Origin of the sequence: Curtobacterium sp. PhB115, assembly GCF_003752025.1 — a bacterium.
Classification (GTDB): Bacteria; Actinomycetota; Actinomycetes; order Actinomycetales; family Microbacteriaceae; genus Curtobacterium.
The window spans coordinates 336,097-360,279 of the sequence record NZ_RJKR01000006.1; the positions used below are offsets into that span (position 1 = coordinate 336,097).

Consider the following 24,183-nt stretch of genomic DNA (forward strand, 5'->3'; position numbering starts at 1 on the left):
GTTCAGAGCGCGACCGTGGTTCGGGTGTGCTGGAGCAGTCCGTCCGCGATGCGGGTGGCGGTCCTGCGGGTCACGGTGAGGGCCTTCCCGAGCATCTCGTCGGTGCCGAACAGTGCGGCGAGGACGATCGTCGAGCCCGGGATCCGCATCTGGATCAGGTGCCCGCGCTCGGCGGCGATGATCACGTACTCGCCGGAGCCCATGGTGAGTTCGCGGGCGACGGCCTCGCTGAGGGCCTGGATGGAGCTCGCCATGCTGGCGAACCGGGCACCGTCGGCGGCCTCGGTCGTCGGCTCGGCGACGCGCACGACCTCGAAGCCGTCGTCGGTCAGGAGCGAGGCGGTGAGGAGCGAGCTAGCGGACTGGCGCAGCGCGGTGAGTTCGACGCGGCCGAGCTCGATGACGGCGGGGTCCTGGTGGGGGGCGAGCGACATCAGTGGACTTCCTCGGCGGGCGCCATGGCCGCGCGCATCTCGATGTTGGCGACGAGGGTGAGCAGCACCGTCGTCATCTGTTCGGTCCGGCGCGGGTCGACGGTGAACACCGGGACGAGCATGTCCGGGTACGCGGCCTGCAGCGCGTCCGACAGCGAAGCGGCGGACGGCAGGGCACCCGCGGACGACGGGGCACCCGCGGACGACCCGGCACCGGCCGGGCTCGCGACGTCGGCCCGCGTCAGCCCGACCACGACGCCGCCGCGGTCGTACAGCTCACGGAACTCGTCGACGTACTCGATCAGGCTCGCGACGGGGTCCGGCGCGTCCGCGTTGACGAGCACGACGAGCCCACGGGCGCGGTCCTTCAGGATCTGCCACATGAAGTCGAAGCGGCGCTGCCCGGGGATGCCGTACAGACGCACCTTGTCGGTCTCGCCGACGGTGATCTCGCCGTAGTCCAGCGCGACGGTCGTCGTCGCCTTGTCGGCGGTCTCGCGGTCGGTGTTCGCGGCCTCGGTGCGGACCACCGGGACCTCGCTGAGCGCCTCGATGGCGGTGGTCTTCCCGGCGCCCATCGGGCCGGCGAAGAGGATGACGTGCTCGGCCATCAGCGGGCGAGCCGGTCGAGCAGGCGGCGGAAGAGTCCGCTGCGCGGTGCGGGGGCGGCCGCAGTGGCGACGTGCACAGGCCGGTCGAAGGCCGGGCGGGCCATGGCGACGTCCGGGGTCTCCGAGCGGAGGATGCGCATCAGGCTGAAGGCGTTGATGAGACGACGGGCCTCGGTCGGTGCGACGTTCGCCTGCTCGGCGAGCTCGTCCACGGTCAGCGAGGCGTACCCGAGCAGCGAGGTCATCCGGACGTGGTCCGGGGTGTGCGCGAGGGTGGTGAAGTTCGGCCAGCGCTGCAGGCGGTAGCGGTCGTCGCGCTGCAGCCACCAGGCGAGTTCGCCGGGGAACGAGTTGAGGCCGACGTACCAGAGGAACGCCTGGAGCTCGTTGCCGGGGCCGTCGGAGACGGCGGACTCGGCGTCGCGTGATTCACGGCCGACCCGGAGCTCGTCGGGCTCGATCGGCAGCGCGTCGAGTGCGGTGTCCGACCAGTACGCGTCGGTGGCGACGTCGATGATCAGGGGGCGGTGCCCGGCGATCTCGACACGCAGCACCTCGGAGGGCGCGTCCCACATCGGCCGGAGCGCCATCGCGACGCGTGTCCAGCCGAACCGGGGCATCGGGGAGGGCTCCTGCGACGGGGTGGCCTCGAGGCCCCCGGGTCCCGACAGGTGTGCTGGTTCCATCCCTGGGTCATCCTCCTGGCGCCGGTCCCCCGGCCGTCGCTCCCTCGACGCTGGCGCGCCGATCGGACGTGTCGATCCAACCGGCTCGGCGCCGCTGCCAGGAAGCCCCCTTCTGGGCGTCACCTGTTGTGGAGGTACCAGGCCATCGAACGCAATGGCTTCGAAGAAAAAGATTCGGCACGCCGAATCCTCTGGCATGCTGGGCGGCATGACGGACACCGCGACCCCGCACGTCACCGAGTCCCCGACCGGCGGCCCCCGTCGTCGTGCCGCCGGACTGACCCTGCTCGGCCCGGCGTTCGTCGCGGCCATCGCGTACGTGGACCCGGGCAACGTGGCCGCCAACCTGACCGCCGGCGCGAAGTACGGCTACCTGCTGCTCTGGGTCCTCGTCGCCGCGAACGCGAGTGCCGTCGTCGTGCAGTACCTGTCCGCGAAGCTCGGCGTCGTCACCGGGAAGTCCCTGCCGGAGCACCTCGGCCTGCGGATGCGCCGCACTCCTCGGCTGCTGTTCTGGGGGCAGGCCGAGATCGTCGCCGCCGCGACCGACATCGCCGAGGTGATCGGCGGCGCGCTCGCCCTGCACCTGCTGTTCGGCCTTCCGCTGGTCGCCGGCGGCGTCATCACGGGGGTCGTGTCGATGCTCCTGCTGACCCTGCACAGTCGCCGCGGCACCCGCACGTTCGAGGCCGTGGTGACGGCGATGCTCGCGATCCTCACCGTCGGCTTCTGCGCCGGCCTGCTCTTCGCGCAGGTCTCCCCCGCCGAACTCGTCGCCGGACTCGTGCCGCGGTTCGAGGGCTCGGAGTCGGTCATGCTCGCAGCGTCGATGCTCGGTGCGACGGTGATGCCGCACGCCGTCTACCTGCACTCCGCACTCGCCCGGGACCGGCACGGCGACGTCCCCGCCGGACCGGAGCGGCGCCGGGTGCTCGTCGCGACGCGGTGGGACGTCGGACTCGCCCTGATCGTGGCCGGCGGCGTGAACATCTGCATGCTCGTGCTCGCTGCCGCCACCTTGCCCGGCGTGCCCGGCACGGACTCGATCCCCGGGGCACAGCGCGCGATCGCGGAGCACGTCGGACCGGCGGTCGGGGTGCTCTTCGCGGTGGGGCTGCTGGCCTCCGGGCTCGCCTCGACCTCGGTCGGCTGCATGGCCGGTGCCGAGATCATGAAGGGGCTGCTGCACGTGCGCATCCCGCTCGTCGCCCGGCGCGTGGTCACGCTGGTACCGGCGATCGTGCTGCTCGCGGTGAACGCCGACGCGACGATGCTGCTGGTGGTGAGCCAGGTCGTGCTGAGCTTCGGGATCGCCTTCGCGATCGTGCCGCTGGTCGTCTACACGTCGCGGCGGAGCGTGATGGGCGCCGACGTGAACGCCGCGGTCACCCGCGTGGTGGCGTGGGTGATCGCGGCGGTCATCGTGTCGCTCAACATCGCGCTGGTCGTGCTGACCCTCGCCGGGTGAGCACGAAGCCGTCGGTCGGGGGCCGCGCCGTCAGTCGACGACCTTGACGTCCTTCCAGAACGCCACGTAGCCCGAGTAGTCCTTGCCGACGCGGTCGAAGGACGACGGGATCGGCGTCGGGTACGACCACGCACGGTCCTGCAGCGCCTGCCCGTCGACGTTCACCGTGAAGTACTGGGTGTCGCCCTTCCACGGGCAGTGGTACTGGGTGGGGCTCTCGGTGAACAGCTCGGACTTCACGCTCGACGGCGGGAAGTACCAGTTGCCCTCGATCTGGATGAGGTCCTCCTGCGGGGCCTCTGCGATCACGGTGTCGCCGACGACTGCCTTCATGACGTGCTCCTTCGCTCGTTGCGGGGTTCCTGACGTCGGGAACGCTACGCGCGGCGTGCCGATTCCCGCAGGACGACGAGGTCGGGTCCGGCGGCGAGCGCCGCGTGCACGTCTTCGGGGCGCAGCGCCGTGGCCCCTTCGGACGCGCTCACGAGGTGCTTCACGGCTCGGCGGAGTCCGGTCCAGGCCGCGCAGGCGGCAGCGGCCTCGGGTGAGGTGTGGTCGATGCCGACTGCGGCGAGCGCGTCGACGACGGCTCCGGCCGCGAGCAGGTCCTCCACGGCGAAGTCGGGGGCGTCGGACACGTCCACGGTCTCGCCGGCGGCCTCGGCCGCGTCGTCGAGCGCACCGCGGTGGTGCAGTCCGGCAGCGACGACCGCGACGACGCACCGGTCACCGCGTTCGGCCTGGAGGCCCGTCACCCGTCCGGCGACCGCGCTCGCGTTGCCGAGGTGGCCGAGCACGACCTCCGGACCGTCCGGCAGCAGCGCGGTCGCGTCCCGGATCGCACGCCGCTGCGCGGCCGCGTCGGTCCCGCTGGGCAACACGTCCACCCAGACGACGAGGTGGGCGCCGTGGGCGATGCGCGCCGCCCCGCCGGTGCCCCACGCGAACCGGACCTGGTACTTCTCCTGGGTGCGTTCTGCCACGTCCGTCAGGGTAGCCGCCGGGGCACACCTGTCCCTCTCCACAGGGTGGCCGCTCGGAGGGCTTCGCCAGGGTCGGCGACCCTAGGATCGACTTCCATGGAGATCGCCCCCGTGCCCACCCTGACCGGTGACCGTGTGACGCTCGAGCCGCTGGCTCAGGAACACGCGGACGACCTGCGGGCAGCGGTGACCGACGGCGATCTCTGGCGCACCTGGTACACGTCGATCCCCGCTCCGGCGCAGGTCGAGGACGAGATCGACCGTCGCCTGGCCGAGCACGAGGCCGGCCGGATGGTGCCGTTCGCGGTGCGAGACCGTCCGACCGGGCGGGTGGTGGGGTCGACGACCTTCATGAACGTCGACACCGGCAACCGTCGTGTCGAGATCGGGAGCACGTTCCTCGCGAAGTCGGCGCAGCGGTCGGGCATCAACACGGAGTCGAAGCTGCTGATGCTCTCGCACGCGTTCGAGGCGTGGCAGTGCATCGCGGTCGAGTTCCGGACGCACTGGCACAACCAGCAGTCACGGGCCGCGATCGCCGGGCTCGGTGCGAAGCAGGACGGCGTGCTCCGGAACCACGCGATCGGTCGTGACGGCACGCTCCGCGACACCGTGGTGTTCTCGATCATCGCGTCGGAGTGGCCGGCCGTCCGGCTGTCCCTGGCGGAACGGCTCCGGCGGCACGACCGCGCCGAGGGGTCGCGCCGCCGTTCCGCACGGCACGCCTGACGCCGGACGAGACGAGACAGCGGCGAGCGCCGTCGCTCAGAGCTCGTGGCCGATGACCCGGTCGCCGAGCGGTTGCACGGGGCGGGCGTTCTCGACGTGCGCCGCCTCGAGGTCCGCGATCTGGTCCGCGCCGAGCTCGATCGGGTCCTCGAGCACGATCCACCGCACGCCCTCCGAGCACGGCGGCGTGGTGAGCGATCCCTCGTACGTGGCGAACGAGCGCGAGGCGGGCAGCATCGACTCGACGTCCACCGTGCTGGCCCGGCCGGCGCCGGCGGTCGCCCCGGCGACGTAGCTCTCGTACGCCGGGTTGTGCGCACCGACCTCGGCCAGGACGCCGACGACGGTCAGCTCCCCCTTCCGGTCCGCGTGCACGAAGTGGAACTCGGCGGCAGCGGCGGCCCCGTCGACGGTGTGCTCGGACGCGGCGTGGAAGTGCATCTGGACGAGGTCGAGCGCCGTCCCGTCGATGGTCGTCGTGGCACCGTCGTCGGCGGTGAACTGCACGGTGTGTCCGTTGTCGGCGGTCAGGCCGTGCACGGCACCGGACGCGGTCAGGTCGAGCTGCGCACCGCGGGCCGGAGCGGGGAGGTCGACCGGCGACTGCTGCTCACCGGCGTCGCAGGTGCCGTACTCGTTCGCGAGGCCGCCCCAGTGGTCCGGTGCCCCCTCGCCCGCGTAGGACCAGGCGGCACCGGCGTCGTGCGGGGTGCGCTCGGACGGAGCGTCGGGGGTGCAGCCGGCGAGGACGAGGAGCACGGCAGGGGCGGCGAGCAGGGAAAGGCGGGAGCGGTTGCGCATGCCGGACAGCCTGACACACTGGTATTTCACATTCACTGAAGCGGGCACGGCTCCCGGGCGTAGGGTCCGCTGCATGCACGTCGGCCTGCGGATCGTCCTCGACGCGCCGGTCGAGGCCGTGCGCGACGCACTGTTGTCCCCGTCCGTGATGGTCGCGGTGACGAAGCCGTTCCTGGTGTACCGCTCGCGGGACCCGGACGGGTTCCCGGAGCGGTGGGAACCGGGTCACCCGCACCCGATCACCGCGGACGCGTTCGGGCTGCTGCCGAGCGGGGACACCCACGTCGACCTCGACCTGTACGAGGTCGACGGTGTCCCGGTGCAGCGCGACAACGGCGGCGGCACGTCGGGACTCTTCGGCCGGATGATGATGCGGCACCGGATGGCCGTCCTGCCCGCGCCGGGCGGGGGGACGCTGCTCCTCGACCGCCTGACCTACCGGATGCGTCCAGCGGCCCTCGGCGTCGCACTGTGGCCGGGCATGTGGGTCATCTGGCAGTGGCGGGCACTCCGGATGCGTGCTCTCGCGCCCACCTGGCGGACGGACGGGTCCTGACGGACGCGATCCGGGCCTCCCGTCCACCGCGCAGCGGGCGTAGCCTCGACCACGTGAGCCAGACGCGCCCCGAGGAGCCGACGACCGACACCACCGCGCAGACCGACCGTGTGCACAGCACGCTCGCGACCGTGGACTGGCGGCGGATGACCTTCGACCTGTACCGCAGGGTGCGGGCGACGCCCGATCCGGAGACGGCGCACGCGCTCTGGCGGGAGACGCGGGACGCGATGTTCGCCGACCACCCGGCCTCGCCCCTGCTCGACGACGACGCCCGTGACTTCGAGGCCCTCCCGGTGCCGGACTACGACCCGGCGTGGCGGTTCCAGGCACGGATCGAAGCGGCGGAGCCCCTCGACCTCGACGTCGAGACGGGGACCGACGGCATCGTGCACTTCGACCGGCTCGGTGTGGTCAGCCTGCCCGGCATCGGCACGCTCGACGTCTGGTCGCACGGCGGCTACGCGGGCGGGGTCTTCGTGCCCGTGAAGGACGCCAGCGCCGGCAAGGCCCGCGGGACGTACGGCGGCGGGCGCTACCTGCTCGACACGATCAAGGGCGCCGACCTCGGCGGCGACGACTTCGGGTCGCTCGTCCTCGACTTCAACTTCGCGTACAACCCGTCGTGCGCGTACGACCCGGCGTGGGCATGCCCGCTCGCGCCCCCGGGCAACACCGTGCCGGTCCCGATCCCCGTCGGCGAGCAGTACGACTTCTAGGGTGGAACGCATGACAGGTCTCGTCGCCCTCGACGCCGGTGGACGCGTGCCGCCGTTCGAACAGGTCCGCTCGCAGATCGCCGCGCAGATCACCGCCGGCTACCTCGTCGACGGGGAACGCCTGCCGAGCGTGCGCGGGCTCGCGGACGAGCTCGGTCTCGCGGCGGGGACGGTCGCCAAGGCGTACCAGCTGCTCGAGGAGTCCGGCCTGGTGCACACGGCGCGAGGCGCCGGCACCCGGGTGGTGCGACCGGCCGAGGTGCCGGACGCCGTGGCGGACGCCGCACGGGCGCTGGCGGCCGCGGCACGGGCTGCCGGGCTCTCCGCCGACCAGGCGGCGACCGCGCTCCGGGACGCCTGGCCCGCCTGAGCGGAGCACGCCGTTCGCGGGCCGCGTCGCCCGTGTTCCGGCGTCGTGCGCTGTCCGCTGTCCGCTCAGCAGTGCTCGTACACGTACGCGTCGTCCGACGGTGCCACCAGGTCGCGGTCCCGCAGGATCGTCATCGCGGGCCGGCTCGTCAGCCCGCACACCGACTTCCATGATCGCTCGAGGGTGTCCGCGTACTCGATGTCGATGACCCGCTTGCCGTAGGCCTTCGTGTACGCCGAGCACTCCCGGTACTGCACGCACTCCTCGGCGACGACGAAGTCGAACCCGGTCTGCTTCCGCCCCGAGGCCCCGAGCTGCGGCGTGTTCTTCTGCCCGACGGCCAGGCCGTGGCGGTGCCCGACGGCGACGAGCGACTTCGCCAGCGCCAGGTTCCCCGCTCGGGTGAGCCGCTTCCCGCTGCGGGTCCAGGAGTCGAGGTTGTCGTACTCGACCGCGTCGAACCCGCGGTCGCCGCACCGGGCGACGGTCTTCGCGAGCACCTTCGTGATGAGCGCCCGCTTCGCCGCCGTCCGGGTGTCGAGGAGCATCTCGTCCGGCCAGCCCGGGTCGGACACCGGCTTGCCGGCCCCGTCGCGGAGGATCGCCGACGGGTACGACTTCGTCCACGTGCGCGCGGACTCGGGCTGCGTCTGGAAACCGTTGACGTAGCAGACGTTGTACTTGCCCTTCGCCGGGCGGGCGGTGCTGTCCCGCTCGACGATCGTCACGCCGGACGGCGGCGTGTACGAGCCGCCGAGCTGGTAGTCCGGGCGTCCCGAGGTCGGCAGGTTCGCGTACGCAGCAGCGGAGCGTGCGGCGGCACTGGTCGGAGCCGCCTCGGCGCAGCCGACGGTGCCGAGGACGGCCACCAGGGCCATCGCGGTGGTGATCAGGACGGTTCGCGTGCGCACCCGGGAATCCTCGCACGCGCACGGCGAACGGACCGGTCCTGGGTTCTGGGGCGTGCACCCGCTATGCTGGTGGTACTCGAGACGCCGATCGTCTCGTGCGTCGTACGGACGCCCCGAACTCCCGACCACGTTCCACTGATCCTCTGGTCGATGATCGAGCACCTCCCGAAGGTGCCCAGGCTTCTCTGCTGCGGCGACTGCGCCAGCCACCTCTGTTGGCGCGCATCCCGCCCGCGCGCTGCCTCAGAGCGCGCCCACAGCCGGTCTCATCCGGCTCGAAAGGTCACCATGACCACCAATGACCTCCGTTTCTCCGACCTCGGCGTCCCCGCGCCGATGGTCGCCGTCCTCGCCGACCAGGGCAAGGAGACCGCGTTCCCGATCCAGGAGGACACGCTCCCCGACTCCCTGCAGGGCAAGGACGTCCTCGGCCGTGGCCGCACCGGCTCCGGCAAGACCATCGCCTTCGCGATCCCGCTGGCCGCGCGCCTCGCCGCGAGCGGCCGCAAGCGCCGTGCCGGTCGCCCCCGCGCCCTGGTGCTCGCCCCCACCCGTGAGCTCGCGACGCAGATCGACGCGACGCTCGCCCCCCTGGCCAAGGCCATGGGCCTGAACACCACGACCATCTTCGGTGGCGTCGGGCAGGGCCGTCAGGTCGACGCCCTCCGCGGCGGCGTCGACGTCGTCGTCGCCTGCCCGGGTCGCCTCGCCGACCTCATGCAGCAGGGCCACGTCAACCTCGGCGACATCGAGGTGACCGTCCTCGACGAGGCCGACCACATGGCCGACATGGGCTTCCTGCCCGGTGTGACCAAGATCATGCAGGCGACGCCCGAGCAGGGACAGCGTCTGCTGTTCTCCGCCACGCTCGACAACGGCGTGGACAAGCTCGTCAAGAAGTTCCTGCACAACCCGGTGATGCACTCCGTCGACGACGAGAACAGCCCCGTCGAGGCGATGACCCACCACCTGTTCGAGGTCGCCGACGCCGACGCGAAGAAGCACCTCGTGAGCACCCTCGCCTCGGGCAACGGTCGCCGCATCCTCTTCATGCGCACGAAGCACCACGCCAAGCGTCTCGCCAAGCAGCTCAGCAGCCAGGGGATCCCGGCCGTCGACCTGCAGGGCAACCTGTCGCAGGGCGCCCGTGAGCGGAACCTCGCGAAGTTCTCGTCCGGCGAGGCCCTCGTCCTCGTCGCCACCGACGTCGCCGCCCGTGGTGTGCACGTCGACAACGTCGAGCTCGTCGTGCACGTCGACCCGCCCACCGAGCACAAGGCGTACCTGCACCGCTCGGGCCGCACCGCCCGTGCCGGTTCGTCCGGTGACGTCGTCACGGTGACCATGCCGGCCGAGCGTCGCGACGTCGCGCAGATGATGCGTGCCGCGGCCATCAAGGTCACCCCGCAGCAGGTCACCGCGACCTCCCCGGCGGTCACCGCGCTCGTCGGCGAGGTCGCCCCGATCCGCCACGTGGCCGAGGACCAGCCGGCGCAGCAGCAGCGCCAGCCCAAGCAGCGCTCGGCCGAGTCCGCCGGTGACGGCGGTCGTCGCCGTGGCCGCGGCGGTCGTTCGGGAGGCGCGGGTCAGCCCGCACGCTCCGGTTCGGCTCCCGAGTCCGCCGGTTCGGCCGGTGGCCGTCAGGGCCGTCCGGCTCGTGGCGCGCGTTCCGAGGGTGCCGGTCGCTCCGGCGCCGCGGCCGCCGGTTCGACGGGTGGTCGCCGCAGCGGCGGCAACCGTCGCTCGGGTAGCGGCGACGTCGTGCGCGGCGGCTCGTCAGCGGTCTGGTCCTCCGACGGTGGCTACGCCGCTGGCCGTGGGGCCGGCAGCGAGTCGGGCGGCAACCGCCGTGGTGGCTCGCGCCGCGCCTCCCGTCCGGCCGGCGCTGCCGACCGCCACTGACCCGACCCGCAAGGGTCCGCCCGACCCGCGAACCTTGGCGGGGGCTGGAAGTGGGGTTCCCCGCCGGGCGTACGGTCTGTTGCACCGGATGCCGCGCGAGTGGCTGATGGGGAAACGTCCGCTGGTGGAAGGAGAGCCTATGGCTGGGATCGATGACATCAAGAACGCCGCTGCCAAGGCAGCAGGCAAGGCCAAGGAGGCCGTCGGCAACGCGACGGACAACGACCGCCTGAAGACCGAGGGTCAGACCGACCAGGCCAAGGCCTCGGCCAAGCAGGGCGTCACCGACGTCAAGGACGCCGCGCACGGCGTCGCCGACAGCTTCAGCAACGACAAGAAGTAAGCCGGTCAGCAACCGCGCTGCGAAGCCCCCGGATCCGATCGGATCCGGGGGCTTCGTCGTTGGTGCTCCGTCAGGCGTGCCCGCTAGTGCAGGGCACCGACCGAGGCGAGTCCGGCGCGGAGCAGGGCACCGCGTCCGCCCTCCATCTCGTCGGCGACGGCGTCGGAAGCGGCTTCCATCGGGCTCATCCAGGTGAGTTCGAGTGCGTCCTGCCGCGGCTCGCACGTGCCCGTGACCGGCACGACGTAGGCGAGCGAGATCGCGTGCTGGCGTTCGTCCGTGAAGACCGAGGCACCGGGCAGCGGGAAGTACTCGGCGACGGTGAACGGCGTCGGGCTCGAGGGGAGCTGCGGGAACGCCATCGGCCCGAGGTCCTTCTCGAGGTGCCGGAAGAGCGCGGTGCGGATCGACTCGCCGAACATCACCCGCCCGGAGACGAGGGTGCGGGCGATCGAACCGCTGGGGGACACGCGCAGCAGCACGCCCACCTCGGTCACGACGCCGAGGCCGTCGGTCCGGACGGGGACCGCTTCGACGTAGCAGATCGGGAGACGGCGACGGACGTTGGCGAGCTCCTCGTCGGACAGCCAGCCGGAGTCGGGATCGGGGGTGCGCAGCGAGGACATGCACCGTGTCTACCAGGGACGGCGGCGAGTTCGGCGGAAGGCGCGGGAGTCGGGGATGGTTAGCGTTGTCCACATGATCGATGCGGACCTCGTGCAGTGGACCAGGAACGGCGCCGAGCGGACGGGGACACCGCTCCTCGTGACGATGCACGGGGTGGGGTCGAACGAGCGCGACCTGCTCGGACTCGCACCGGCACTGCCGCCCGCGTGGACGATGGCGTCACTCCGGGCACCGATGCCGTGGGGGCAGGGGTTCAGCTGGTACCCGCTCGGGACGCCGGGCTCGCCCGCGCTCGAGCCGGTCGACGCCGCCGTCGCCGAGGTGCTCGCGTGGATCGACTCGGTCGCCGTCGACCACCCTCGGATCGGGCTGCTCGGGTTCTCTCAGGGCGGGTCGATGGCGCTGCAACTCCTCCGGGCACGGCCGGCCGCGTTCGCGTTCGCGGTGTCGCTGTCCGGGTTCCTGGTGCCCGGGGTGACGGACTCGCGGGACGAGGCCGTGGCCGACGTCAGGCCCCGGGTGTTCCTCGGGCACGGCGACCTCGACCCGGTGATCCCGGCAGACGCCACCGCGCGCACGCAGGCGTGGGCCGCTGGACACACGGCCGTGACGGACCGGACGTACGAGGGGCTGCCGCACGCGGTGTCCGCAGCGGAGTTGTCCGACGTCACGGCGTTCATCGACGCGTCGTAGGCGCGCTTCGCACCACGCTCGGTGAGCAGGAATGGTCGGGTCCGAGGTGCGGACCCGACCATTCCTGCTCACGATGTGAGGGGGTCGGCCCCGGCGACGACGGACGGGAGGCACGGTGCCAGCTGGCACCGTGCCTCCCGTCCGTGTCGGGGTGCGTCCGTCAGTCGGCGAGGATCTGCAGGAGGTCCTTGCGGAGCTGGTCGACCTTGGCCGTCGCGGCCTTGGCCTGCTCCTCGGTCGCGGTCGTCCGGTACATGTGCAGGACGCCCATGGTCTTCCGGAGTGCCTCGAAGAACTCGCGCTGCGCGTCCGGGATCCCGGGCGCCGCGTCGAGCGCCGCCGCGATCTCGTCGGCCTTCGCCTCCGCCTCGGCCTTGCCGGCGTCGGTGAGCTCGAAGAGCGTCTTGCGACCGTCCCCCGTGGAGACCACGAGGTCCTCGTCGACGAGCTGCTGGAGCGTCGGGTAGACCGAGCCGGGGCTCGGCTTCCAGGCTCCGCCGGTGCGCTCGGCGATGGTCTTGATCACGGCGTAGCCGTTCTGCGGGCCCTCGGCCAGCAGACCGAGGATCGCGAGACGGACGTCGCCGCGGCGACGGCGTTCGCGGCCGAAACCGGGTCCGCCGAAGCCGGGACCGAAGCCCGGGCCGAAGCCTGCACCGAACCCGCGGCCGCCGAAGCCGCCGCGGCCGTGCTCGTGGTCACCGCGGTCGCGGCCGGGGAAGCCTGCACCGTGGTGCTGCCGCGCGCCGCCGAAGCGGGGGCCGCGCGGGTGGTCGTGGACGTCGTTCTCGTTGTCGTTGTGCATGGGGCGCATGATGCGTCCTTCCTTGTTGCTGAGTCGGCTCGCGATCGGTCTGACTGGTTTCGTCTTCGTCGTATCGCGATGTGTTTACGATAGATCGGTAACTATCGCTCTGTCAAGGGGTGATCCGCACACGGCCTGCTGTCGGTGGTGGCGGGCAGGATGGGACGGACCATGACGGACGTCTTCGAGCGCTTCTCCCCCGCGACCACGGAGTGGTTCCGTGGCGCGTTCGCCGCACCGACCCCGGCGCAGGCAGGTGCCTGGGACGCGATCTCGACCGGCCAGCACGCGCTCGTCATCGCCCCGACCGGTTCGGGCAAGACGCTCGCCTCGTTCCTGTGGTCGATCGACCGGCTGATCAGCGCGGCGGACCACCCGCCAGCCAAGCAGCGCACCCGCGTGCTCTACGTCTCGCCGCTCAAGGCGCTCGGCGTCGACGTCGAGCGGAACCTCCGCAGTCCGCTCGTCGGCATCACCCAGACCGCGCGGCGCCTCGGACTCGAACCACCGGACGTCACGGTCGGTGTCCGGAGCGGTGACACCCCGTCGTCCGACCGGCAGCGGTTGCTCCGACAGCCGCCGGACATCCTCATCACGACTCCCGAGTCGCTCTACCTGATGCTCACGTCCCAGGCCCGCGAGACCCTGGTGAACGTCGACACCGTCATCGTGGACGAGGTCCACGCGGTCGCGTCGACGAAGCGCGGTGCACACCTCGCGGTGTCGCTCGAACGGCTCGACGACCTGCTCGAGAAGCCCGTGCAGCGGATCGGCCTGTCCGCCACGGTGCGCCCACCGGAAGAGGTCGCGCGGTTCCTCGGTGGGCGCGCGCCGGTGACGATCATCGCGCCGCCCGCCCAGAAGACCTTCGACCTGCGGGTCGTCGTTCCCGTCGACGACATGGCCGAGCTCGGCGCTCCCCCGGTCGGGGCGGACGCGACCGACGCACCGTCGAACGGCTCGATCTGGCCGCACGTCGAAGAGCGCGTCGTCGACCTGATCGAGGAGCACCGGTCGACGATCGTGTTCGCGAACTCGCGGCGGTTGGCCGAGCGACTGACCGCGCGGCTCAACGAGATCCACGAGGAACGCGTGCTCGCCGCGGCCGGTGACGGCGTCCTGGTGCCGGCGGGTGCCTCGCCCGCCGACGACGGCCTGCCGGTCGCTCGGGGTCGGCCACAGTCGCCCGCCCGGACCTCTGCCCACGCCGTCGCGCCGCAGCGGCCGCCGGCGCAGATGATCGGCGCCTCCGGGCAGACCGGCGGCGGCGGCTCGGACACGTCGGTGCCGGTGCTCGCCCGCGCCCACCACGGTTCGGTGTCGAAGGACCAGCGCGCGATCATCGAGGACGACCTCAAGTCCGGGCGCCTGCGGTGCGTCGTCGCGACGAGCTCCCTCGAGCTCGGCATCGACATGGGCGAGGTCGACCTGGTGGTCCAGGTCGAGGCGCCGCCGTCGGTCGCGAGCGGCCTGCAGCGTGTCGGCCGCGCCGGGCACCAGGTGGGCGAGATCTCCCGAGGGGTGTTGTTCCCGAAGCACCGCGCGGACCTGGTCAACAGCGCCGTCACCGTCGAACGCATGGTGTCCGGACAGATCGAGTCGATCTCGGTGCCCGCGAACCCGCTGGACGTGCTCGCCCAGCACACCGTCGCCGCCGGCTCGATCGACACGGTCGACGTCGAGCACTGGTTCGAGCTCGTCCGCCGCAGCGCCCCGTTCAGCGGGCTGCCGCGCTCCGCGTTCGAGGCAACGCTCGACCTCGTGACCGGCCGGTACCCGAGCGACGAGTTCGCCGAGCTCCGGCCCCGGCTCGTGTGGGACCGCGTGCACGGCACCCTGACCGGTCGACCCGGGGCGCAGCGGCTCGCGGTGACGAGCGGTGGCACGATCCCCGACCGCGGCATGTTCGGCGTCTTCATGGTCGGTGAGAAGGCGTCCCGCGTCGGCGAGCTCGACGAGGAGATGGTCTACGAGTCCCGCGTCGGCGACGTCTTCGCCCTCGGCGCGACCAGCTGGCGCATCGAGGAGATCACCCACGACCGTGTGATCGTCAGCCCGGCGTTCGGGCAACCGGGTCGCGTCCCGTTCTGGAAGGGCGACGGCATCGGCCGCCCCGCAGAACTCGGTCGTGCGACCGGTGCGTTCGTGCGCGAGGTCGAGGGCGCTTCGGACGACGATGCCCGCGCCCGCGTGGCCGCCGGTGGTCTGGACGAGCGTGCCGTGACGAACCTGCTCGCCTTCCTCCGCGACCAGCGGGCGGCGACCGGCCACGTCCCGAACGACACCACGCTCGTGGTCGAGCGCTTCCGCGACGAGCTCGGCGACTGGCGGCTCATCCTGCACTCGCCGTACGGCATGCAGGTGCACGCACCATGGGCGCTGGCGGTCGCGGCCCGGCTGCGGGAACGGCACGGCATCGACGGCGACGCGATGGCCGCGGACGACGGCATCGTCGTGCGCATCCCGGAGACCGACGCGGAGCCGCCGGGGGCCGACCTGTTCGTGTTCGAGCGCGACGACCTCGAGGCCCTGGTGACCGACGAGGTCGGTGGCTCGGCACTGTTCGCCGCCCGGTTCCGCGAGTGCGCAGCCCGCGCGCTGCTGCTGCCCCGCCGGAACCCCGGACAGCGGTCGCCGCTCTGGCAGCAGCGCCAGCGGGCCTCACAGCTGCTCGAGGTCGCGCAGAAGTACCCGTCGTTCCCGATCGTGCTCGAGACCGTGCGCGAGGTCCTGCAGGACGTGTACGACGTGCCGGCGCTGCTCGGCATCGCCGACGAGATCGCCGGTCGCCGCATCCGACTGGTCGAGACCGAGACCGAGCAGCCGTCGCCGTTCGCCCGCTCGATCTTGTTCGGCTACGTCGCTGCGTTCATGTACGAGGGCGACACCCCGCTCGCCGAACGTCGGGCAGCGGCGCTCTCGCTCGACTCGACCCTGCTCGGCGAACTCCTCGGTCGCGCGGAACTGCGGGAGCTGCTCGACCCGGGGGTGATCACCGGGGTCGAACAGGACCTGCAGCGGCTCTCCCCGGACCGCCGTGCCCGTGATGCCGAGGGGATCGTGGACGTGCTCCGACTGGTCGGTGCACTCGACGTGGGCGAGGTCGTGGACCGCAGCTGGCTGGCGTCCGCCACGGACGCCACCTCCGACGCCGCCGCGCGCACCGCTGCGCTCGGCGAGGCCGAGGGGATCCTCACCGCGCTCGAACGCGATCGCCGTGTCCTGTCGTTCTCGCACGCCGGGGCGACCCGGTGGGCCGTGATCGAGGACGCCTCCCGCCTCCGCGACGCCCTCGGTGTCCCGCTGCCGATCGGCGTGCCGACGGCGTTCGTCGAGCCCGTCGCCGACCCGCTCGGCGACCTGGTCGGCCGGTACGCCCGCTCCCACGGGCCGTTCTCCGCCCAGGACGCCGCCGGACGACTCGGGCTCGGCATCGCCGTCGTGCAGGACACCCTCCGGCGGCTGGTCGCCGACCGCCGCGTGGTCGAGGGCGAGTTCCGCCCGGACCGTCAGGGCGCGGAGTGGTGCGACGCCGAGGTCCTGCGCCGGATCCGGACGAAGTCCCTCGCGGCGCTCCGGCACGAGGTCGAGCCCGTCACACCGGACACCCTCGCCCGGTTCCTGCCGGCGTGGCAGCACGTGCACACGCCGGGTACCCGCGGGGGGCTGCGCGGCGTCGACGGCGTCCTGCAGGTCATCGACCAGCTCGCCGGCGTCGCCCTGCCAGCGAGCGCGTGGGAGACCCTGGTCCTGCCGTCGCGCGTCACCGACTACGCGACGAGCATGCTCGACGAACTGACCGCCACCGGCGAGGTGCTCTGGTCCGGCGGCGGGACGCTGCCCGGCAACGACGGTTGGGTGCGCCTGCACCTGGCGGAGTCCGCGGCGACCACCCTCGCCGAGCCGTCCGGCGACGAGACCACCGAGCTGCAGCGTGACGTGCTCGGCGCGCTCGCGGGCGGCGGCGCCTACTTCTTCCGGCAGCTCGGGCAGGCCGTGGGGAGCACCGACGACCAGGCGCTCTCGACAGCGCTCTGGGACCTGGTGTGGGCCGGCCAGATCACGAACGACACGTTCGCGCCGCTCCGCTCGATGCTCGGCGGCAAGGCGAAGAGCGCGAGCGCCCCGCGAGCCCGTGCCTACCGCGGCCGTCGACGTCCGACCATGCCGACGCAGTCCGGCCCGCCGTCGGTCGGCGGGCGCTGGTCGCTGTTGCCCCTGGCCGAGTCGGACGCCACCGTGCGGGCCGCCGCGACCGCCGAACAGCTGCTCGAGCGGTACGGCGTCGTCACCCGCGGCGCCGTGCAGGTCGAGGGCGTCCGGGGCGGGTTCGCCGGGGTCTACCGGGTGCTCTCCCGGTTCGAGGAGTCCGGCCGCGCACGACGCGGGTACTTCGTCGAGGGGCTCGGTGCAGCGCAGTTCGCGACCGGCCCGACCGTCGACCGGCTCCGGACGTACGCCCGCGACCTCGACGACGACGAGCGCGCCGACCCCGACCGGAAGCGCGAGGCACTGACGCTCGCCGCGACGGACCCCGCGAACGCGTACGGCGCATCGTTGCCGTGGCCGACCGGCGACGCGAGCGCCGACGACACGTCGCCGGCCACCGCGGGCGTGCCGGACACCACGGGCACGTCGGGCACCACGAGCACGTCGGGCACTGCGGGCCGCGGGCACCGACCCGGCCGCAAGGCCGGGGCCCTCGTGACGACGGTCGACGGCAAGCTCGCCGTGTACGTCGAGCGTGGCGGCAAGTCCGTGCTCACGTTCACGGACGACCCGGCCGACCTCGCAGCGGCGGCAGCCTCGATCGCGGGGACCGTCCGGACCGGGCTCGGGAAGCTCTCGGTCGAGCGGGTCGACGGCGAGTTCGTGCTCCAGACGCCGCTCGGCGGAGCGCTGCGTGAGGCGGGGTTCACCGCGACCCCGCAGGGACTGCGCCTCCGTGTGTGAGGCGAGCCGCGCCTCCCGGCAGATCCGCGACCATCTGCCGGGGGTGACCCGTGCCTGAGGGCGACACCGTCTTCCGGGCCGCACGCCGTCTGCACACCGCCCTCGCCGGCAAGGTGCTGACCCGGAGCGACTTCCGCGTGCCCGCGTACGCGACGCTCGACCTGGTCGGCCGCACCGTCGACGAGGTCGTGCCCCGCGGCAAGCACCTGCTGCACCGGATCGGCGACCTGACCGTGCACTCGCACCTCAAGATGGAGGGGCGGTGGGACGTCTACGCACCCGGCGACCGCTGGCGACGGCCGGCGCACCAGGCGCGGGCGGTCCTCGACGCCGCGGACGTCTCGACCGTCGGCTTCACCCTCGGCGTGCTCGAGGTCGTCCCCCGCGACCAGGAGTCCGAGATCGTCGGACACCTCGGGCCGGACCTGCTCGGCCCCGACTGGGATGCCGACCTCGCGCTGGAGAACCTGACGCGAGACCCGTCGCGCCCAATCGGGCTGGCACTGCTGGACCAACGGGTGCTCGCCGGTCTGGGCAACGTCTACCGCAACGAGCTCTGCTTCCTGCGCGGCGTGCTGCCGACGCGTCCCGTGGCCGAGGTGCGCGACCCGGCGCGGACGATCGCGTTGGCGAGCCGGCTGATCCTGGCCAACCGTGACCGCAGCGCCCGGGTGACGACCGGTGTCGACCGCCCGGGCCGGCGGTTCTGGGTCTACGGCCGGGCCGGCAAGCCGTGCCTGCGGTGCGGCACCCCGATCCGGCACGGTGAGCTCGGCGACTCCGAGCTCACCCTGCGGGACACCTACTGGTGCCCGCGCTGCCAGACCTGACTCATCGGTCGGAGGCCTCGACCACGCAGCTCTCGACCTGCTGCGCGGCGTCGGAGTCCGCGCTGAACGAGCTCGGCGCGGTCGACGTCGTGGTCGACTCGTCGGCGACGGCCTCCTTCGCCGTCTCGTTCACGGCGTAGACCTGGCCGTCGAAGTCCTCGGCGGTCGGGTCCTCCGTCGTCGCCCAGACGGTGACCTCGTCCTCGTTGGGGTCGTTGCTGTCGGCGGGGACGATCGTGGCACCGAGGTACCAGCCACCGTCGCCCTTCTGGATGTTCGCGAACTCGGCGGTGTCGTGGCTGCCGACGGCCTTGTCGATCACGTCGACGACGGCACTCGAGGCCACGTCGCACTGTGCCGACTGTGACTTCTCCTCGGAGCCGGGCACCTTGCCGACGGGGTTGATGTTCTGCGCCCCACCGGGATCACACGCCGTGAGGAGCAGGGCGATGGTCGCGGCGCCGACGAGCGCCGATGCGGTCTTCACACGAGTGGACATGGCCGGCACGCTAAGCCGACCCCGGTGGGAGCGGGTTCAGACGATCCGCGCTGCGCGGTCTGCCGGGGCGCGCCGCCGGAGCGTCGCGTCCAGGACTGCCGGCGGCTCGTACTGCTGGTCGAGTCGCCCGACGTCGGTGCCCGGCGGGACGATCGCGTCGATGCGGTCGAGCACCTCGTCGGAGAGCGCCACGTCCGCGCCGGCGAGCAGGTCCTCGAGCTGCTCCATCGACCGCGGTCCGATCAGGGCGCTGGAGACACCGGGGTGCGCGATCGCGAACGCCATCGCGAGGTGGGTCATCGGGATACCGGTCTCCTCGGAGAGCGCGACGACCTGCTCGACGGCGTCGATGCGGCGCTCGTCGGAGTTGTGCCGGAACATCTGCACCCGCGCGAGGTCGGACTGCTCGCCCCTGCGGAAGCGGCCGGTGAGCATGCCACCGGCGAGGGGACTCCAGACGAGTGCGCCCATGCCGTACCGCTGCGCGACCGGCAGGACCTCACGCTCGATGCCGCGGTTGAGGATCGAGTACGTGGGCTGCTCGGTCCGGAAACGCTCGAGGCCGCGGCGCTCGGAGGTCCACTGTGCCTCGACCTGCATCGGGGCCGGGAAGTCCGACGACCCGATCGCACGGACCTTGCCGCTGCGCACCAGGTCGGTGAGCGCGGACAGGGTCTCCTCGAGGTCGACGGTGTCGTCCGGGCGGTGCGCCTGGTACAGGTCGATGTGGTCGGTCTGCAGGCGGCGGAGGGAGTCCTCGACCGCCGTGGTGATCCAGCGCCGGGAGTTCCCGCGGCGGTTCGGGTCCTCGCCCATCGGACCGTTGAACTTCGTGGCGAGGACCACGTCGTCGCGGCGTCCCTTGAGGGCCTTCCCGACGAGCGCCTCGGAGCCGCCCTGCGAGTAGCGGTCGGCGGTGTCGATGATGTTGATCCCGGCGTCGAGTGCGCGGTGGACGATGCGGATGGAGTCCTTCTCGTCGCCGTTGCCGATGCGGCCGTCAGTGCCGAGCATCATGGCGCCGAGCGCGAAGGGGCTGACCTGGATGCCGGTCCGGCCGAGGGTGCGGTACTGCATGTGCGGTTCCTCCTGCTGTCGATGGCGTGCTGCGCTCCGGTGCCGTATCGTGGACCGAAGTGGAACGCCCTTCCGGAACTATACGGAAGGCCTTTCCGTTTCCGCAAGACCCCGACCAGGAGGACCCGTGCGCGCCGACGCCCGCCGCAATGCCGACGCCCTGACCGACGCCGCCACGGCGGTGTTCGCGACCGACGGGGTCGACGCGCCCGCGAAGGTCATCGCCGATCGAGCCGGGGTCGGTGTCGGCACGCTGTACCGGCACTTCCCGCAGCGGTCCGACCTCGTCGTCGCCGTGTTCCAGCACGCGGTCGAGGACTGCGCGACCGCCGCGGACGACTTCGCCGCCACGCACCCGCCGGACGAAGCGCTCTCCCGCTGGATCCAGCGTTTCACCGAGTTCGTGGCGACCAAGCGCGGGCTCGCGGCGGCACTGCAGTCCGGCGATCCGGCGTTCGAGGCGCTGCCCGCGTACTTCATCGGGCGCCTCGGGGGCGCACTCAGTGGCCTGCTCGACGCCGCGGCGGCCGCCGGGACGATCCGCGCCGACATCGATGCGCCCGTGCTCCTCCGCGCCGTGGCCGACCTCTGCCACGGTGCCCCGACGCCGGAGCAGAGTCAGCTCATGGTCGGACTGCTCGTCGACGGGCTGCGGTACCGCGCGACGGCCTGACGCGGCACGTGCTCACCGGTGCCGCACCGGGTGCAGCCGCTCGGCCGCGGTCGACCGCACCGCATCGGTCACCCGCTCGAGCAACGGCGACGCCAGGTTCCACCGCTGCCACCACAGTGCGACGTCGGCACGCCGCCCGGGCGTGAGCTCGACGAGGTCCCCACGTTCCAGGGCGTCGAGGCACTGCGCCTCCGGCAGCATCCCCCACCCGAACCCGAGCGACACCGCCCGTGCGAAGTCGGCGGACGTCGGGACGAAGTGCCGCGGGCCGGACGGCGCGTGCCCGAGCACCCGGCGGAGGTACCCCTGCTGCAGGTCGTCGGCGCGGTCGTAGTCCACGAGCGGGATCCGGTCGAGCCGATCGGTGATCCGGCGCTCCGACGCCGTCGCCAGGTCGGTGCCGGCCAGGTACCGGTCCACGAACGCGGGCGACGCCACCGCCCGGTACCGGTCGATCCCGAGCGGCACAGACGAGCAACCCTGCACCGGGTCCGCCTCGGCCGTCACGGCGCCCATCACCGTGCCCGCGCGGAGGAGTTCGGCGGTCCGGTCCTGGTCCTCGCGGTGCAGGTCGAACACCACCTCGGTGTCGGCGCGGACGAGCGCGAGAGCGTCGAGGAACCAGGTGCCGAGCGAGTCGGCGTTCACCGCGAGGGGGATCGACGGCACGACCGAGTCCCCGCCCCCGAGGGCCCGCGCGGTCTCCTCGTCGAGGAGCTGCGCCTGGCGGGCGTGCCGGAGGACGACCTCGCCGTCCGGGGTCGGGCGTACCGGGGTGGTGCGCCGGAGCAGGACCCGTCCGACCTGCTGCTCCATCGACCGGATCCGCTGCGACACCGCCGAGGGGGTCACCGCCAGCGCTCGGGCCGCCGCGTCGAACGTGCCGTAGTCGATCGCGGCGAGCAGGGTCTCGAGGTGTTCTCGCTGGAGCCGTCGCATGCAGCTGAGCTTACGCAGCACCAGGAACGTGAGCTGTACTGCACGACGGGCGAGCCGTACCGTCGGACCGTGACCGCACTCCTCCCCCTGCTCGCCGGCCTCGGCACCGGACTCGCCCTGATCGTCGCCATCGGCGTGCAGAACACGTACCTGCTGCGGCTCGCGGTGACGTCGGGGCTGCGGGTCGTGACGGCGGCGGTCGTGGTGTGCGCCGCCTCGGACGCGCTGCTCATCGTCGCCGGGGTGCTCGGCGTCGGTGCCGTGGTCGAACGGGTCCCCGTGGCGCTCGTGGTGATCCGGTTCGTCGGCGCGGCGTTCCTGGTGACCTACGGCGTGCTCGCGGCACGGCGGGCACTGCGGCCGTCGAGCGAGGCGATGCGGGTGGCCGACGACGCGGCGGACGACGGCGTCCGGACGCACGACGCGCAGGCACACGGCGTGCGGCCGCACGACGCGCAGCCGCACGGCGCGCAGCCGCACGGCGCGCAGCCGCACGGCGCGCAGCCGCACGGCGTGCCGGAGCCGGCCACGGGCAGTGCAGCCGACCACGCGCCCACGGTGGTGGCGGGGCGGACGCGGACCGTGCCTCCCGGCCAGGCGGTGACCATGCGCACGGCGGTGGCGACCATGCTCGTCTTCACGTGGGCGAACCCGCACGTGTACCTGGACACGCTGGTGTTCCTCGGGTCCGTCGCGAACCAGCAGGGCGCCGACGACCGCTGGCTCTGGACGATCGGTGCCGTCGCGGCGAGCTGCCTCTGGTTCGGTGCGCTCGGGTTCGGCGGTCGGCTGCTCCGGCCGCTGTTCGCGAAGCCCCTCACCTGGCGGGTGTTCGACGGCCTGGTCGCCGTCGTGATGCTGACCTTCGGCGTGCTGCTCGTCGTCGGCGCGTAGGCGGCGCACTCGCCGCGCACGCTCGGCGAATGCACGACACCGGTGTTCGCGCACTGCACCGCGGTGTGCGGGTGTTCAGCGCGCGAACACCGGTGTTCTGCGAACGGGCCTACTGCAGGCCGCGACCCACCCGACTATTGCGGCGACTGTAGCCGAAGTAGATCGCGAAGCCGATGACGAGCCAGACGACGAACCGCAGCCACGTCTCCACCTCGAGGTTCAGCATCAGCCAGAAGCACAGCACCGCTGACAGGATCGGGATCACCGGCGACCACGGCACCCGGAAGGCCCGCGGCGCGTCCGGCCGCGACTTGCGCAGCACGATGATGCCGATCGACACGAGCACGAACGCCGACAGGGTGCCGATGTTGATCATGCCCTCGAGCTTGTCCACCGCGGTGAACCCGGCGAGCAGCGCGACGACGACACCGGCGACGACCTGCACACGCACCGGCGTCTGCGTCTTCGGGTTGGTCTTCGAGAACCAGCGGGGCAGCAGACCGTCGCGGCTCATCGCGAACACGATGCGCGACAGCCCGAGCAGCAGCACCATGACGACGGTGGTCAGACCGATCAGGGATCCGATCGCGATGATGCCGGCAGCCCACGGCAGGCCGACGATGTCGAACGCCGAGGCGAGGGAGGGCGCGTCTTCCTGCGCGAGCTGCTTGTACGAGACCATGCCGGTGATGACGACGCTGACGCCGACGTACAGCAGCGTCACGATGCCGAGGCCGATGAAGATGCCGCGCGGCAGGGTCTTCTGCGGGTTCTCGGTCTCCTCCGCGCTGGTCGCGACGACGTCGAAGCCGATGAACGCGAAGAACACCAGCGACGCCGCGGCGAGCAACCCGAAGACGCCGTACTGCGCCGGCTCGGAGCCGGTGAACCAGGACACGAGGGACTGGGTCCAGACGCTGCCCTCCGCACCCTTCGCGGGCTGCGACGGCGGGATGAACGGCGTGAAGTTCGCGGCCTTGACGAAGAACGCACCGACGACGATGACGAACACCACGATGGCGACCTTGATGATCGTGATGACCGCCGAGACACGGCTCGACAGGCGGGTGCCGAACGCGAGCAGCACCGTGAAGATGCCGACGATGAGCACCGGTCCCCACGTGAACGGCACCGGGCCGAGCTGGATCGTGTCCGGCAGGTCGACGCCGAACACCCCGAACGCGGTGCTGAGGTAGATGCCCCAGTACTTCGCGATGACGGCGCTCGCGGTGAGGGTCTCGAGGATGAGGTCCCAGCCGACGATCCAGGCGAGGAGCTCGCCCATCGTGGCGTAGGTGAACGTGTACGCGGAGCCGGCGACCGGGATCGTCGACGCGAACTCGGCGTAGCACATGATCGCCAGGCCGCACGTGACGGCGGCGAGCAGGAACGAGACGATGACGCCTGGCCCGGCGAAGTTCGCGGCGGCGTTCGCGCCGACCGAGAAGATGCCTGCGCCGACGGCGACCGCGATCCCCATCGCGGCGATGTCGAACGTCCGCAGCGAGCGTTTCAGGGACCGGCCCTGCTCCTCGGAGTCGGCCAGTGAGGCCTCGATCGACTTGATGCGGAGCTTCGTTGCCATGGGTGGATCCCGTCATCGGCTGGCGGCGGACCACGCGAGAGTACTGGTGTACCAGCCCGTCACGCAAACGGGGGGCATGCACGGCTCGCGTCGCG

Annotated in this window: 25 protein-coding genes; 12 read left to right on the forward strand and 13 right to left on the reverse strand. The window is 72.2% G+C overall.

Annotated elements, in window-relative coordinates; genetic code table 11:
* Positions 1 to 2: 2 nt before the first annotated feature.
* Genes EDF19_RS07105 through EDF19_RS07115 form a run of 3 tightly spaced genes read right to left on the reverse strand, consistent with a single transcriptional unit; the run spans position 3 to position 1,731 of the window.
* Complete coding sequence (locus EDF19_RS07105) at positions 3 to 434, reverse strand: roadblock/LC7 domain-containing protein (RefSeq protein WP_123680215.1); 432 nt, start codon at positions 432 to 434, stop codon at positions 3 to 5.
* Entirely contained in the window at positions 434 to 1,045 is a 612-nt protein-coding gene (locus tag EDF19_RS07110) for an ATP/GTP-binding protein (protein WP_123680216.1), read from the reverse strand. The genes EDF19_RS07105 and EDF19_RS07110 overlap by 1 nt, the downstream gene beginning before the upstream one ends.
* Complete coding sequence (locus tag EDF19_RS07115) at positions 1,045 to 1,731, reverse strand: hypothetical protein (RefSeq protein WP_123680217.1); 687 nt, start codon at positions 1,729 to 1,731, stop codon at positions 1,045 to 1,047. Before EDF19_RS07115 ends, EDF19_RS07110 begins: the two co-directional genes overlap by 1 nt.
* A gap of 208 nt (positions 1,732 to 1,939) precedes the next feature.
* Here EDF19_RS07115 and EDF19_RS07120 point away from each other — a divergent pair, with 208 nt between their 5' ends.
* The gene (locus tag EDF19_RS07120) at positions 1,940 to 3,199 is read left to right on the forward strand and encodes an Nramp family divalent metal transporter (protein WP_123680639.1); all 1,260 of its coding nucleotides are present in this window, start codon (positions 1,940 to 1,942) and stop codon (positions 3,197 to 3,199) included.
* Between the two features lie 30 nt (positions 3,200 to 3,229).
* Here EDF19_RS07120 and EDF19_RS07125 read toward each other — a convergent pair whose 3' ends face one another.
* Together EDF19_RS07125 and EDF19_RS19095 are read right to left on the reverse strand one after the other, a co-directional pair.
* The gene (locus tag EDF19_RS07125; protein ID WP_123680218.1) at positions 3,230 to 3,532 is read right to left on the reverse strand and encodes a DUF427 domain-containing protein; all 303 of its coding nucleotides are present in this window, start codon (positions 3,530 to 3,532) and stop codon (positions 3,230 to 3,232) included.
* Positions 3,533 to 3,576: 44 nt separating this feature from the next.
* The gene (locus tag EDF19_RS19095) at positions 3,577 to 4,182 is read right to left on the reverse strand and encodes a hypothetical protein (protein WP_185022729.1); all 606 of its coding nucleotides are present in this window, start codon (positions 4,180 to 4,182) and stop codon (positions 3,577 to 3,579) included.
* Positions 4,183 to 4,278: 96 nt separating this feature from the next.
* On the opposite strand from EDF19_RS19095, the gene EDF19_RS07135 reads away from it, so the two are divergent.
* Positions 4,279 to 4,911 carry a GNAT family N-acetyltransferase gene (locus EDF19_RS07135; protein ID WP_123680219.1) on the forward strand — a complete coding sequence of 211 codons (633 nt, stop codon included), beginning with the start codon at positions 4,279 to 4,281 and terminating at the stop codon, positions 4,909 to 4,911.
* Positions 4,912 to 4,947: 36 nt separating this feature from the next.
* Here EDF19_RS07135 and EDF19_RS07140 read toward each other — a convergent pair whose 3' ends face one another.
* Positions 4,948 to 5,712, reverse strand: a complete 765-nt coding sequence (locus tag EDF19_RS07140) for a carbonic anhydrase (RefSeq protein ID WP_185022730.1) — start codon at positions 5,710 to 5,712, stop codon at positions 4,948 to 4,950.
* A 73-nt stretch (positions 5,713 to 5,785) separates the two neighbouring features.
* Here EDF19_RS07140 and EDF19_RS07145 point away from each other — a divergent pair, with 73 nt between their 5' ends.
* The 3 genes from EDF19_RS07145 to EDF19_RS07155 all read left to right on the forward strand — a co-directional run bounded on the left by EDF19_RS07145 (position 5,786) and on the right by EDF19_RS07155 (position 7,357).
* A complete protein-coding gene (locus EDF19_RS07145) occupies positions 5,786 to 6,268 on the forward strand; it encodes a hypothetical protein (RefSeq protein WP_123680221.1) in 483 nt (160 codons plus the stop codon).
* Between the two features lie 146 nt (positions 6,269 to 6,414).
* A complete protein-coding gene (locus EDF19_RS07150) occupies positions 6,415 to 6,987 on the forward strand; it encodes a DUF1684 domain-containing protein (protein ID WP_123680640.1) in 573 nt (190 codons plus the stop codon).
* Positions 6,988 to 6,997: 10 nt separating this feature from the next.
* Positions 6,998 to 7,357 (forward strand): GntR family transcriptional regulator, encoded by a 360-nt coding sequence (locus tag EDF19_RS07155; RefSeq protein ID WP_123680641.1) that lies wholly within the window; start codon positions 6,998 to 7,000, stop codon positions 7,355 to 7,357.
* A 65-nt stretch (positions 7,358 to 7,422) separates the two neighbouring features.
* Here the strand turns inward: EDF19_RS07155 and EDF19_RS07160 are convergent, their stop codons facing one another.
* Positions 7,423 to 8,268 carry an endo alpha-1,4 polygalactosaminidase gene (locus EDF19_RS07160; protein WP_123680222.1) on the reverse strand — a complete coding sequence of 282 codons (846 nt, stop codon included), beginning with the start codon at positions 8,266 to 8,268 and terminating at the stop codon, positions 7,423 to 7,425.
* A 288-nt stretch (positions 8,269 to 8,556) separates the two neighbouring features.
* Between EDF19_RS07160 and EDF19_RS07165 the strand changes: the two genes are divergently transcribed.
* On the forward strand, positions 8,557 to 10,170 hold the full coding sequence (locus EDF19_RS07165; protein ID WP_123680223.1) for a DEAD/DEAH box helicase: 1,614 nt from the start codon (positions 8,557 to 8,559) through the stop codon (positions 10,168 to 10,170).
* A gap of 139 nt (positions 10,171 to 10,309) precedes the next feature.
* Positions 10,310 to 10,513 carry a CsbD family protein gene (locus EDF19_RS07170; protein ID WP_123680224.1) on the forward strand — a complete coding sequence of 68 codons (204 nt, stop codon included), beginning with the start codon at positions 10,310 to 10,312 and terminating at the stop codon, positions 10,511 to 10,513.
* A gap of 83 nt (positions 10,514 to 10,596) precedes the next feature.
* Here EDF19_RS07170 and EDF19_RS07175 read toward each other — a convergent pair whose 3' ends face one another.
* The gene (locus EDF19_RS07175) at positions 10,597 to 11,139 is read right to left on the reverse strand and encodes an NUDIX hydrolase family protein (RefSeq protein WP_123680225.1); all 543 of its coding nucleotides are present in this window, start codon (positions 11,137 to 11,139) and stop codon (positions 10,597 to 10,599) included.
* 73 nt (positions 11,140 to 11,212) lie between these two features.
* Here EDF19_RS07175 and EDF19_RS07180 point away from each other — a divergent pair, with 73 nt between their 5' ends.
* Positions 11,213 to 11,833 carry an alpha/beta hydrolase gene (locus tag EDF19_RS07180; protein ID WP_123680226.1) on the forward strand — a complete coding sequence of 207 codons (621 nt, stop codon included), beginning with the start codon at positions 11,213 to 11,215 and terminating at the stop codon, positions 11,831 to 11,833.
* A 160-nt stretch (positions 11,834 to 11,993) separates the two neighbouring features.
* Here EDF19_RS07180 and EDF19_RS07185 read toward each other — a convergent pair whose 3' ends face one another.
* The gene (locus EDF19_RS07185; RefSeq protein WP_123680227.1) at positions 11,994 to 12,638 is read right to left on the reverse strand and encodes a PadR family transcriptional regulator; all 645 of its coding nucleotides are present in this window, start codon (positions 12,636 to 12,638) and stop codon (positions 11,994 to 11,996) included.
* Between the two features lie 171 nt (positions 12,639 to 12,809).
* Here EDF19_RS07185 and EDF19_RS07190 point away from each other — a divergent pair, with 171 nt between their 5' ends.
* Together EDF19_RS07190 and EDF19_RS07195 are read left to right on the forward strand one after the other, a co-directional pair.
* Positions 12,810 to 17,591 (forward strand): ATP-dependent helicase, encoded by a 4,782-nt coding sequence (locus EDF19_RS07190; RefSeq protein ID WP_123680228.1) that lies wholly within the window; start codon positions 12,810 to 12,812, stop codon positions 17,589 to 17,591.
* A gap of 50 nt (positions 17,592 to 17,641) precedes the next feature.
* Positions 17,642 to 18,421, forward strand: a complete 780-nt coding sequence (locus tag EDF19_RS07195; protein WP_123680229.1) for an Fpg/Nei family DNA glycosylase — start codon at positions 17,642 to 17,644, stop codon at positions 18,419 to 18,421.
* Position 18,422: 1 nt separating this feature from the next.
* Here EDF19_RS07195 and EDF19_RS07200 read toward each other — a convergent pair whose 3' ends face one another.
* Both EDF19_RS07200 and EDF19_RS07205 read right to left on the reverse strand, forming a co-directional pair.
* A complete protein-coding gene (locus EDF19_RS07200) occupies positions 18,423 to 18,920 on the reverse strand; it encodes a hypothetical protein (protein WP_148071053.1) in 498 nt (165 codons plus the stop codon).
* A gap of 36 nt (positions 18,921 to 18,956) precedes the next feature.
* Positions 18,957 to 19,997 carry an aldo/keto reductase gene (locus EDF19_RS07205; protein WP_123680231.1) on the reverse strand — a complete coding sequence of 347 codons (1,041 nt, stop codon included), beginning with the start codon at positions 19,995 to 19,997 and terminating at the stop codon, positions 18,957 to 18,959.
* 127 nt (positions 19,998 to 20,124) lie between these two features.
* Between EDF19_RS07205 and EDF19_RS07210 the strand changes: the two genes are divergently transcribed.
* Complete coding sequence (locus EDF19_RS07210) at positions 20,125 to 20,670, forward strand: TetR/AcrR family transcriptional regulator (protein ID WP_260217000.1); 546 nt, start codon at positions 20,125 to 20,127, stop codon at positions 20,668 to 20,670.
* 12 nt (positions 20,671 to 20,682) lie between these two features.
* Here the strand turns inward: EDF19_RS07210 and EDF19_RS07215 are convergent, their stop codons facing one another.
* A complete protein-coding gene (locus tag EDF19_RS07215; RefSeq protein WP_123680233.1) occupies positions 20,683 to 21,609 on the reverse strand; it encodes a LysR family transcriptional regulator ArgP in 927 nt (308 codons plus the stop codon).
* A 69-nt stretch (positions 21,610 to 21,678) separates the two neighbouring features.
* Between EDF19_RS07215 and EDF19_RS07220 the strand changes: the two genes are divergently transcribed.
* The gene (locus tag EDF19_RS07220) at positions 21,679 to 22,503 is read left to right on the forward strand and encodes a LysE/ArgO family amino acid transporter (RefSeq protein ID WP_123680642.1); all 825 of its coding nucleotides are present in this window, start codon (positions 21,679 to 21,681) and stop codon (positions 22,501 to 22,503) included.
* A 109-nt stretch (positions 22,504 to 22,612) separates the two neighbouring features.
* Here EDF19_RS07220 and EDF19_RS07225 read toward each other — a convergent pair whose 3' ends face one another.
* On the reverse strand, positions 22,613 to 24,088 hold the full coding sequence (locus tag EDF19_RS07225; protein ID WP_123680234.1) for an amino acid permease: 1,476 nt from the start codon (positions 24,086 to 24,088) through the stop codon (positions 22,613 to 22,615).
* Between the last annotated feature and the right edge of the window lie 95 nt (positions 24,089 to 24,183).